Source organism: Trebonia sp. (assembly GCF_030042015.1).
Classification (GTDB): domain Bacteria; phylum Actinomycetota; class Actinomycetes; order Streptosporangiales; family Streptosporangiaceae; genus Trebonia.
This window is the reverse complement of record NZ_JASIAL010000408.1, coordinates 1-10,558: the sequence shown is the minus strand read 5'-3', so window position 1 is coordinate 10,558 and position 10,558 is coordinate 1. Positions and strand designations below refer to the sequence as shown.

At 68.5% G+C, this 10,558-nt stretch carries 13 protein-coding genes and 1 tRNA gene; 10 read left to right on the top strand and 4 right to left on the bottom strand.

Going from position 1 to position 10,558, the window contains the following annotated elements:
* The first annotated feature begins 276 nt into the window (after positions 1–276).
* The 7 genes from Q1N79_RS22060 to Q1N79_RS22030 all read left to right on the top strand — a co-directional run bounded on the left by Q1N79_RS22060 (position 277) and on the right by Q1N79_RS22030 (position 5,191).
* Positions 277–990 (top strand): DUF2637 domain-containing protein, encoded by a 714-nt coding sequence (locus Q1N79_RS22060; protein WP_300611934.1) that lies wholly within the window; start codon positions 277–279, stop codon positions 988–990.
* A 74-nt stretch (positions 991–1,064) separates the two neighbouring features.
* Positions 1,065–1,424, top strand: a complete 360-nt coding sequence (locus Q1N79_RS22055; protein WP_300611931.1) for a hypothetical protein — start codon at positions 1,065–1,067, stop codon at positions 1,422–1,424.
* A 352-nt stretch (positions 1,425–1,776) separates the two neighbouring features.
* Positions 1,777–2,046: a hypothetical protein gene (locus tag Q1N79_RS22050; RefSeq protein ID WP_300611929.1), complete on the top strand. Its 270-nt coding sequence runs from the start codon at positions 1,777–1,779 to the stop codon at positions 2,044–2,046.
* Positions 2,047–2,221: 175 nt separating this feature from the next.
* A complete protein-coding gene (locus Q1N79_RS22045; RefSeq protein WP_300611926.1) occupies positions 2,222–3,067 on the top strand; it encodes an SPFH domain-containing protein in 846 nt (281 codons plus the stop codon).
* Between the two features lie 308 nt (positions 3,068–3,375).
* Entirely contained in the window at positions 3,376–4,605 is a 1,230-nt protein-coding gene (locus Q1N79_RS22040; RefSeq protein ID WP_300611923.1) for a DEAD/DEAH box helicase, read from the top strand.
* A 170-nt stretch (positions 4,606–4,775) separates the two neighbouring features.
* The gene (locus tag Q1N79_RS22035) at positions 4,776–4,979 is read left to right on the top strand and encodes a cold-shock protein (RefSeq protein ID WP_300611920.1); all 204 of its coding nucleotides are present in this window, start codon (positions 4,776–4,778) and stop codon (positions 4,977–4,979) included.
* 71 nt (positions 4,980–5,050) lie between these two features.
* Entirely contained in the window at positions 5,051–5,191 is a 141-nt protein-coding gene (locus tag Q1N79_RS22030) for a hypothetical protein (RefSeq protein WP_300611917.1), read from the top strand.
* 7 nt (positions 5,192–5,198) lie between these two features.
* Here Q1N79_RS22030 and phaZ read toward each other — a convergent pair whose 3' ends face one another.
* From phaZ to Q1N79_RS22015, 3 genes are all read right to left on the bottom strand, one after another.
* Complete coding sequence (gene phaZ, locus Q1N79_RS22025) at positions 5,199–6,011, bottom strand: poly(3-hydroxyalkanoate) depolymerase (protein WP_300611915.1); 813 nt, start codon at positions 6,009–6,011, stop codon at positions 5,199–5,201.
* Between the two features lie 453 nt (positions 6,012–6,464).
* Positions 6,465–7,532 carry an acyl-CoA desaturase gene (locus Q1N79_RS22020; RefSeq protein WP_300611913.1) on the bottom strand — a complete coding sequence of 356 codons (1,068 nt, stop codon included), beginning with the start codon at positions 7,530–7,532 and terminating at the stop codon, positions 6,465–6,467.
* 85 nt (positions 7,533–7,617) lie between these two features.
* Positions 7,618–7,872, bottom strand: coding sequence for a TetR/AcrR family transcriptional regulator C-terminal domain-containing protein (locus Q1N79_RS22015; RefSeq protein ID WP_300611937.1), 255 nt, complete (start codon positions 7,870–7,872; stop codon positions 7,618–7,620).
* Positions 7,873–8,092: 220 nt separating this feature from the next.
* Here Q1N79_RS22015 and Q1N79_RS22010 point away from each other — a divergent pair, with 220 nt between their 5' ends.
* Positions 8,093–8,290: a hypothetical protein gene (locus Q1N79_RS22010; RefSeq protein ID WP_300611910.1), complete on the top strand. Its 198-nt coding sequence runs from the start codon at positions 8,093–8,095 to the stop codon at positions 8,288–8,290.
* Positions 8,291–8,507: 217 nt separating this feature from the next.
* Here the strand turns inward: Q1N79_RS22010 and Q1N79_RS22005 are convergent.
* Positions 8,508–8,592 (bottom strand) — tRNA-Leu (locus Q1N79_RS22005).
* Between the two features lie 149 nt (positions 8,593–8,741).
* Here Q1N79_RS22005 and Q1N79_RS22000 point away from each other — a divergent pair.
* Both Q1N79_RS22000 and Q1N79_RS21995 read left to right on the top strand, forming a co-directional pair.
* Positions 8,742–10,076, top strand: coding sequence for a M20/M25/M40 family metallo-hydrolase (locus tag Q1N79_RS22000; protein WP_300611907.1), 1,335 nt, complete (start codon positions 8,742–8,744; stop codon positions 10,074–10,076).
* Between the two features lie 263 nt (positions 10,077–10,339).
* Positions 10,340–10,558, top strand: a 219-nt coding sequence (locus tag Q1N79_RS21995) for a hypothetical protein (protein WP_300611904.1), incomplete at its 3' end; no start/stop codon positions are given.

The window sequence follows — 10,558 nt, the reverse complement described above, 5'->3', positions numbered from 1 at the left end:
GGGGGCCTTTCTGTGCGGGTGACGTCGAGCCGTGACGGCCGTGGGGCCAGGTCGTGGGGCAGCCAGCCTTACCTTGGCCCGCGGGGCTTGGGCGCCGCTGCAGGGGCTAGCGCCACGGCGGCGGTGAAGCAGGTTGCGGGCATGCAGCCGGGCAGCGTGTTCGAGTGATGTCTGGTTTAGGGGAAATTTCCCCGGTTTGGGTGTCCGAGGTCCGTCTGCACCAAAAACCCCATGGGTGCTGACAGCAGAGTTCGCAGTTGACGGCGGTGCCGCGTGATGGGGGCGGACCGGGTCATCCGGTGGACGACCGCTGCAGTCGTGATCGGTGTCGCTGCGGTTGCAGCTGTGGCGTCCTACGAGCACGCCTTCGGTCAGGTGCGGGCCCACGGGGAGGTGGGGTGGACGGCGCGACTGGTCCCGCTGACCGTGGACGGGCTGATTTACGCGAGTTCGATGGTGATGCTGGACTCGGCGCGGCGGAAGGTGCCGGTTCCGGTGCTGGCCCGGTGGCTGCTCGGCCTGGGCATCGCGGCGACGCTGGCCGCGAATGTCGCCCACGGCTTGGGCCATGGTCTGATCGGCGCCGCTGTCGCCGCGTGGCCCGCGGTCGCGCTTGTCGGCTCGTACGAGCTGCTGATGGTGATCATCCGGGGCGTCCAGGCACCGGCGGCCGCCCCCGGCCCGCATGACGGCGTCTCCATGTCCGATCCGCTTGCGAAGCACGCCGCAGTGGTGTTCGCCGCTGATCTGGCAGTGGATCGCGTTCCGTCGGTACGCGCTATCCGTGCTGCGCTGCATGTCGGTCAGCCGCGCGCACAGCGATTGCGCGAATACCTTGCCGCAGCCGCCGAGATGCATGGCGAAAATCTGGCGGCGTATAAGAGCCCGCCACCGGATCGAACGCCGACCTTCTCCTTACCATGGGAGTTCCGGGACTGCCTTGTTACGCAGGCCGTCCCGGCTCTCGCAAGGCTGCCGTGCCTCAGTTGAGATCATGGCCGGCGATCAGACTGTCCCGGGCGACGGCCAGTACCTGTTGGACGGCCCGGCTGATACTTCTCACGGTGGACCGGCTGATCTACGCGAGTTCGATGGTGATACTCGACTCAGCGTGGCGCAAGGTGCCGGTTCCAGCGCGTCAGTTTGGCTCTCGCCTCGAGGAGGCAGTGGCGGCGCCAGACCGCATACTGGACATGATGAAGCCTGTCCGCGCCGAGGCCCGGCGCTTCCTGCCCACAAGTCCCTTCAAGCCTCCGCCCGCCGCCCCGCCCGCCGAGCAGTTCGGCGTGGGGGACCAGGTGACTCATGACAGGTACGGCCTCGGCCGGGTCGTGAGCGTTGAGGATGACACCGTTCTGGTTATCGACTTCGGCACGCAAAAGGTGCGCATCACGACGCCCTGCGCCAAGTTGACCAAGCTCTGATGCCTCCGGCCGAAGCGCCGGATCAGGCGATTGCCTTGCTCCAGGGTCCGGACGAACCTGCGGTACGCGGTCTGCAGCCACTGAATGTCCAGATGTTAGATGGACCAGGCCGGGCGCTATAACCAGGTCCCGTGGACCAGTGCCAGACACCTGATAGGCGATCTTCGCCCTGCTCGGCTGGGCGTAGCGCGTCACCTGAGCGCGGGTGAGCCTTAGAGGAGCAGGAGCAGCGCGTCTCGCGGGGCATAGGCTGGTCTTTGCGACTGCATCCCGCTACCGGGGCCGCCGCTACGACGACGCCAGGCCGGCCAGGTCAGGCGCGCGGCCAACAGCGGCGGAGAGGATCCCGCAGATGACGGACGATGAGCTCGCGGTAGTAGTCTCCGAGGCCGGCCAGGAGGTCAGCGCGCTCCGCTGTCCGGAGTTCGCCCGGACCGATCGCGGCTGGGAACGGTGTCACCGGGACGAGCACAACCCAGATGTCCGGCATCATGTGCGTGACCGGTCGTGGTCGACGGCAGGGAACACGCCGCGGCTGCGGCTTGGCCAGCCCTGCACGCAGGCTTGCGTGTGGCCGGACCAGGTGGTGAAGTACCGTGGCAGGCTGAGTCGGCCGGCCTGACGGCCGAGGCTAACGTCGCCGCTTCCGGGCCGCCAAGGGGCCGACGCGGGGATGCCCGCTGGGATGTGTGATGATTGGAACAGGGCCGGGCATTCCGGATGCTGGCTGACAAGCTGGCGCCGTCCGCGGTCCTGGTAGCCCGGCGCGCCGCGCGCCGAGAGTTGGGATGGCCGGCGTGTTCGGCTTCAAGGTCATTACACAGTTTGAGCGTGGCGTGGTCTTCCGCTGGGGCAAGGCGCTGCCCGGCGTCCGCGAGCCAGGGCTGACCTGGGTTAACCCGTTCACCGACCGGCTGCGGAAGGTGAATATGCAAATCGTCGTGGCCGCGGTGCCTGGCCAGGAAGCCATCACCAGGGACAATGTCACGATCAAGGTCGACGCGGTCGTCTACTACCGGGTCGTCGATCCGGTCAAGGCGATCATCAATGTGCAGAATTACACCTTCGCAGTGTCCCAGGTAGCCCAGACGTCGCTGCGGTCGGTGATCGGCCAGAGCGACATGGACGAGTTGCTGTCCGAGCGGGACAAGATCAACGCCCATCTCAAGGACGTTATCGATGCGCCCACCGAGCAGCCGTGGGGGATCCGGGTGGAACGCGTCGAGGTCAAGGACGTCTCCCTGCCGGAGTCCATGAAGCGTTCGATGTCGCGGCAGGCCGAGGCCGAACGGGAGCGCCGGGCACGGGTCATCTCGGCCGACGGGGAGTACCAGGCATCCAGGAAGCTCGCGCAGGCTGCCGCGGTGATGGCTGCCGACCCGGCCGCGTTGCAGCTTCGGCTGCTGCAGACCGTCGTCGAGGTCGCAGCCGAGAAGAACAGCACCGTCGTCATGCCCGTGCCGGTGGAGCTGTTGCGCTTCTTCGACCGTGCCGCCCCCGCCGCCGCACCGAGGCCCGCGGCCGCCGACATCGGCGATGGGGATGGCGAGCCACCTGCGCTCGAAGCGCGCGTAGCGCCCGCGCTCGCGGCGCCGCCCCGCCTGGCGCCCAGCGGCTGGCCGGCGGAGGCGGCGCGGCCGTGACGGCCCCTGACGGGGCGTGCGGTACGCTAGGGGAAATGCGCAAAGCGCACGGTAAAGGCGCGGCCATGGGGCCGCGCCGGTCGTCTGTCGCTCGGTGAGCGAACTGGTCTCCACGGATGTGGCGCCTTCGACAACGCGGCCACTCAAGTCCTGGAGACAATCTCTTGACAGTTATGCCCACTGGAAAGTCTGCCGTCGCGCCCGCGGCAAGTCCGCGACCGGCCCGGCTGCAGCGGCGCAGGCAGGATCCCGAACTGGTTCCGGCTTCTGACGTCACCTTCGCGGCTCTCGGCGTCCCCTCGCCTCTAGTGGCCGCCCTCGCTGAAACCGGGATCACGGTGCCGTTCCCGATCCAGGCCGCCACGCTGCCCGACGCCCTGGCCGGCCATGACATTCTCGGGCGTGCCCAGACCGGATCGGGCAAGACGCTCGGGTTCTGCCTTCCGCTTGCTGCCAGGCTGGCGGACGGGTACACGCTGGCGTGCCGCCCGCGTGGCCTGGTGCTTGTCCCGACCCGCGAGCTGGCGGCCCAGGTTCAGGCGGTCCTCTCGCCGCTGGCGCGCGCGGTGGGGTTGAGCACCGCCGTCATTTTCGGGGGCACCTCGCAGAATCCGCAGGTGGCAGCCCTCCGCGACCGCGCAGATATCGTCGTCGCCTGCCCGGGACGGCTGGCCGACTTGATCGAGCAGGGTCACTGTCACCTCGGCGATGTCGAGATCACCGTGCTGGACGAGGCGGATCACATGGCCGACCTCGGGTTCCTGCCGGTTGTCCGGCGACTGCTTGACACCACCCCGCGCGAGGGGCAGCGGCTGCTGTTCTCGGCGACCCTCGACAGCGCCGTGGACGTCCTCGCGCGGCGCTTCCTGAGCCAGCCGGCGCGGCACGCGGTCGACGCCGTTTCCGCCCGCCCTGAGATAACCCATCATCTGCTCACCGTCGCGCCCGCGGACCGGGTGAAGGTCCTGGCGACTCTGGCCAGCGGTGAGCCCCGAGTGCTCATCTTCACCAGGACCAGGCACGGAGCCAGCAAGCTCGCCCGCGACCTGGCTAGGGCGGGGACGGCGACAGCGGAACTCCACGGCGACCTCGCCCAGGGCGCGCGCGCCCGGAACCTGGCGGCGTTCGCGTCTGGTGAGGTCCGCGCCTTGGTCGCTACTGACATTGCCGCCCGCGGCATCCATGTGGACGGCATCGACCTGGTAATTCACGCCGATCCGCCGGCCGAGCACAAGGCCTACGTCCACCGGTCCGGCAGGACTGCCCGCGGCGGCGCCGAAGGCACTGTGGTCACACTGCAGACTCCGGCACAGGCGACAGAGGTCCGCAGGTTGATGCTTAAAGCGGGCGTCAGCCCGAAGGCCGCTGTGGTTGATCCCGGTTCGGCAGTGCTGCGCTCAATCGCTGGCCCCCCGGCGAAGCGCACGCCACAGGTGGCCACGCCTGCCCGCCCCGTGCTGGTCAGCGGCCACGCCACCGGCCGCGGTGCCGTCGCCGCATCTGGAGCCTTCCGGGGCCGTCGCCTGCGTCGAGGCTGAGTACCAGGCTCCGGACGAACCTGTTGTCGCCGAAGGGAACGGTCTGGCCCCTAGGATGGTACGGATTGCTGGTCGTAGCTTCTGCGTAGGTGCTTCATCACGCGCTCGCGGATTTGCTGCCAGGGTTTCCGCATGGTGCGGGGGCTAACTGTAGGCAAGGAGAAATGCGCGTGGCGCAGGGAACAGTCAAGTGGTTCAACCCGGACAAGGGTTTCGGGTTCATCAGTGTCGACGGCGGGGGCCAGGACGTCTTCGTCCACTTCTCCGCGATCGAGTCCAACGGCTACCGCAGCCTCGAGGAAAACCAGCGGGTCGAGTTCGAGATCGCGCAGGGTCAGAAGGGCCCGCAGGCCGAGCACGTCCGCTCGCTCTGACCCTGATCACTGGGTAAAGGCCAGCGTCCGTTCGGAAAAATCTTCTATATCCCGAACGGACGGTGGCTTCTGTGTCCCCGCAGGAGCTTCCCGCCGGTTGTCGCGGATGGGCCCGGACCGGCGCGGCCATCGACGCCGGCGGCTGGCTGCACACCGGTGACACCGCCGAGCTTGACACCGATGGCCACCTGAAGATCGTCGACAGGAAGTAGGAGCTGATCATGCCCCGGTCCCGTTCGCGGACGGGGTTTCGGCGCCGAGGAATGCCTCGACGAGGCGCGCCAGGTGTCCGGCTTGGGTGACCAGGTCAAGGTGGCCGCCGTGGTAAATGGTCAGTTCGCTTCGCGGGATCAGGCGGTGCAAGATCCGCGCGTTTACCGTCGGGATGATGGGGTCGTCGTCGCCGGCCAGGATCAGGGTGGGCTGACGCACCAGCGGCAGTACCGGCAGGCTCGTCCAGCCGGCGGTGGCCAGGAGCTGGTAGTAGTAGCCCCTGGTCGTCAGGGGGCGTGTCGTTGCGTGCAGCAGCCCGCGGCCGAGCAAGTGATTGTCCCGCACGCTGCCGCCATACAGTTCACCGGCGATGCCGGGCGCATACCCATGACCGCGGTGGCGCCTGGGCGTGAGCATGCGGAGCAGCGCGCGCGGGTGTCCGGGGACCATCAGGGCCCCTGGCGAGGTAGCTACCAGCACCAGCCGGCGTACCCGCGACGGGCACCGGACGGCGAATTGCTGCGCTAGGCCGCCGCCCCAGGACATGCCTAGGACATCGGCCTGCTGGTAGCCGAGTTGGTCGAGCAGGCCGCTCAGCAGCGGCGCCAGCGTCCACAGATGGTAGGGAACCACCGGCGCGGGAGATCCGCCGATGCCCGGCATGTCGAACCGCACGACTTCGCGCCGCGGGTCGAGCGCGTCAACGAACGGCTGCAGCAGCTCAAGGCCGGCCCCCATGCCGTTGCACAGGAGCAGCGGAGACCGCCCGGGGATCCCGCCCCGCACCGCCACCCGCAGGGACCGGCCCCGTACCGTCACAGTCCGCATCCGGTCGCCCGCCGCGCTGCGCTGCGGCCGACCGTTAGCCCGGGCGCGCAGGCGACCCGGCCGCCCGCTATCCGGTGTTCCCCCCAGCCGGGGCGAGCCGCTGGTCGTGGACATATCCTCCCAGTGCGGCACACAGCGGCGCCAGCCCCGCCGCCCAGGCCACGCCCAGAGCATCTTCCCGGCGCCGCAGCAGCGCGCCCTGAAGTGCGGCAGGCATAGAGGCGCTGCCGGGTGCCGTATCCGCTGGCGGTGAAGCGCCGGGATGCTGGCAAGAGCGAGACCGCTGCACTTGGAGGCGGCGAAACCACCATCCTGCGCCGATCGGGGGTCCGGGCGCCGAGGTCACCCACGACCACGGTGGTGCCCGATGAGCGCAGCCGTCATCAGGTGGCCGACCGCGGGCGCCGTGGTCGGTGTCGCGGCGGCCGCGTCCTGTGAACACGCTTACGCCCTGGTGTGTGCGCACGGTGAAGCGAGTACTGCCGGGCGGGTGAGCTTGCCGGTGGCGTCGAGGTGGCGCAGTGCCTGGGCGTAGGAGCTAAGCAGGGTGGCCTGGGTGTAGGGCAGGCCGCGCTCGACGCAGAACGCGGCGATCAGCGCCTGAGAGCGGCGCAGGCTGGGACGCGGCATGGAAGGGAACAGGTGGTGCTCGATCTGGTAGTTCAAGCCGCCCAGGGCGAAGTCGGTCCACCAGCCGCCACGGACGTTGCGTGAGGTCAGCACCTGGCGGCGCAGGAAGTCGGTCTTATCGGATGCAGCCAGGACCGGCATCCCCTTGTGGTTGGGCGCGAACGCGCACCCCAGGTAGAACCCGAACAGGCCCTGCTGCACGGCGATGAAAGCCACCGCTTTGGCTGGCGGCAGCACGAGGAAGATCGCGGTGAGGTAGCCGGCGGCGTGGACGCCGAGCAGCGCGGTTTCCCATGCCCGGTTCCGGCAGGCCCGCCGCGTCAATGTGTGGAGGCTGGAAACGTGCATCCCGACCCCCTGCAAGAACAGCATCGGGACCAGCAGATAGGCCTGGTAACGGAAGACGAGCCGCTGTATGCCCCGGCTCGCCCGGGCCTGGGCGCCGGAAAATGCCAGCACGCCGATCATGATGTCGGGGTCAGCGCCCTCGGTATTCGGATGGGCATGATGGCGGTTGTGCTTGTTAGTCCAGTAGCCGTAGCTGAGCCCGATTGCCAGGTTGCCGCACAGGACGCCGAGGACATAGTTGCCGCGTCGTGAGCAGAGGACCTGATGGTGTCCGGCGTCGTGGCCCAGGAAGCCGATCTGGCCAAAGACCACCGCCAGGTATGCGGCGATGCCCAGTTGCCACCACGAGTCGCCCAGGACGGTGAACGCGGCCCATCCGGCCGCCAAAGCCAGCGCGGTCAGCGCGATCATCCAGGTGTAATAGCGCAGCCGCCGGTCCAGCAGCCCCGCCTGGCGCACCCGGCGGGACAGCAGTGCGTACTCGCTGCCCCGTGCGGTGGCGGAGGGGGAAGGCTGCCGGTCGCCGGACTGCAAGCCGGTGGGAATCTGCACCGTTGGGGCTCCTTGGGAGTTGTTCTCGCACGCTCGGCTGGATCGCTAGCGGTCAGGCCGGGACACTTCAGGGGTTTGCCTCGGGTGAGGGGCGGGCCGCGTCCTGCAGGCCGCGCAGGAGGGTGTCGAGGCCGGAGGTGAACCGCTGGTCGCGGTCGTTGGCGCCGACGCCGGGGCCGTAGGCGGCGAGGGCGGGGAAGCGGCCGGCAGGCAGGGAACGGGGGAACGCATGCAGTTCCTGTCTGGTCAAGGTATCGCGGGGGCGCTGCTCGGCGGGCGACTTTCGATCGCCGAATGCGAAGCCGAGGGTGTAGTTGTAGATGAGGCGGAAGGCCAGGCTTCGCGTCGTACGCCGGCCGGTCCCTGGCCTCGGGCGTCACGATGAAGTCGCGCGGTTCCGCGGCGGGCTGGTCGTCGCGGTCGGGCGGTACCGGTGGTGCCTCGCCTTTTTCCAGGCGGTTGATCTCCACTTGCAACCACCTAGCGAAGCGAGTCGGTCACTTTACGGGATCAAAGCATACTGCGGCAGGCTGCTTACCGTTATGCCCGATCGGAGGGGTTACGAGCGCATGTGCACGGTCGGCAGGTCTGGAACACGCGAATGCTCACGAGTCGAGTGGACCACCGACGCAGGCAACACTGGCGCCCAGGCGTTCTATGAGGCGCTGGGGGCAAAGCCGCTCATCTCGAAGGTCTTCTACCGCATGGCGGGGGATGACCTCACCGGCCCGCCACTCTAACCCGGCTTCTCCCCTAGTCCGGGACACCCCACATGAGTTGGCCTGATCATTGCAAAGGATGTCCTCAAGCCTGGCGCGTGGTATGCCGCAGTCACCGTAACTAGTTAACCGGCCCGCAACCTGAACCCGACACGAACCCACATGCCTCTGACCTGGTAAGACGCATTCCGAAATCCTTAGCCCATGACATAACCGCAGGTCAGAGCATGATCGTTTGTGTCCGAGGGGGGACTTGAACCCCCATGCCCTTGACGGGCACTAGCACCTCAAGCTAGCGCGTCTGCCTATTCCGCCACCCGGACTGGCGATGCTGTTCGCATCGGCTGGCCTAGGGTAGCAAACCTGGCGCGACTAAGCGAAGCCAAAAAGCCTCCAGACTTGCTGGGCTGGCCTGGGGCTCCTCACCAGGGGCTGCTCCCCTTTGCAGACCGCGCGGTGCGACGATAGAGCGGTGACCGAGAACCAAGCCAGCGCCACGTCGGCGGCAGAAGCGGCAGCAGAAGACGAGGTCGTCGGCATCTGCCAAGACCTGATCAGGATCGACACGACGAACCCGGGGGATCATTCGGGGCCGGGGGAGCGCGAGGCGGCCGAATACGTCGTCGACCTGCTCGGTGACGTCGGGCTCGGGCCGGTGGTGCTCGAGTCGCACCCGAAGCGGACCAGCGTCGTCGCCCGCATGGCGGGCGAGGACCCGGCGAGGCCGGCGCTGCTGATCCACGGGCACCTGGACGTGGTGCCCGCCAACGCGGCGGACTGGCAGCGGTACCCCTTCGGCGGCGAGCTCGTGGACGGGTTCGTCTGGGGGCGCGGCGCGGTCGACATGAAGGACATGGACGCGATCGTGCTGGCCGTCACGCGGCAGCGGCTCCGGGAGGGGCGCCGGCCCGCGCGCGACGTCGTGCTGGCGTTCACCGCCGACGAGGAGGCCGGCGGCACCTGGGGGGCGGGCTTCCTGACGGCAGAGCACCCCGGGCTGTTCGAGGGGGTCACCGAGGCGATCGGCGAGGTCGGCGGGTTCAGCGTGGAGGTGGGGGACCAGCGGATGTACGCGGTGCAGACCGCGGAGAAGGGGCTGGCCTGGCTGCGGCTGACCGCGACGGGCACGGCCGGGCACGGGTCGATGATCCACGGCGACAACGCGGTCACCGCGCTCGCCGAGGCGGTCGCCCGCATCGGGCGGCACGAGTGGCCCGTGCGGCTGCCCGAGTCGGTCAGGGCGTTCCTCCAGGCGGCCAGCGCCGCGCTCGGCGTCGAGTTCGACCCGGAGGATCCGGAGACCGTTATCGGGAAACTCGGCGTGATGGGCCGCATGGTCGGCGCTACGGTGAAAAATACGGCAAATCCGACAGGTCTTAAGGCCGGCTATAAAGTTAACGTCATCCCGCAGTCGGCGGCAGCCGAAATTGACGGGCGCTTCCTTCCCGGCTGCGAGGAAGAATTCCTCGCCGAGATCGACCGGCTGCTCGGCGGCGCGGTCAAGCGTGAGTTTATCCACCATGACATAGCGGTGGAAACCACCGCGGACGGGGCACTGTACGAGGCCATGTCCGCCGCCCTGCTCGCCGAGGATCCGCAGGCCACGGTCGTGCCGTACTGCATGTCGGGCGGAACAGACGCGAAATGGTTCAGCAAGCTCGGAATCAGGTGCTTCGGGTTCAGCCCGCTCAGGCTGCCGCCAAACGTGGATTTTTCCGGAATGTTCCACGGCGTGGACGAACGGGTTCCCGTGGACGGCCTGCGCTTCGGCGTGCGCGTTCTTGACCGCTTCCTTGACATTTGCTAGGGGACAAGCCCGGCAATTCGCGGTCGCGCGCGGCCATAGGTCACAACATAGAATCGCCTCGCGATTAACTCTTGCGCGTCCCCCTCCCCGCGATGTTAACGTTACGCCCTGTACCTGGATCGCGTCGGTGCGTTACAGCACCGCGTTGCACATGCCGATCTTTGACTACGGAAAGTTGTAGCCCAACTCCATCAGGCGACGGGGACCGTAATCCCGCGCGGGGCGCGTCGCCACAACCCCCTGATCTCAAGCTAGGAGCAGCAATGCGTACATGGGCTCAGCGCACCGCGCGGTGGACCGCGAGGACCCTGCCGTTTTCCCTTGGCCGCGCTGGCGGCCGTGACCTGGCCGCCACCGCCAGCGCCAGCGCCACCGCCACCGCCACCGCGGGCTTTGCGGAACGCCCAGGCGACCGTGCCCCCCGTCAGCCGTTGCACGCCCGGGGGCCGGTCGCGCCGGCGCGCGGGCGGCACGCAGCCGCG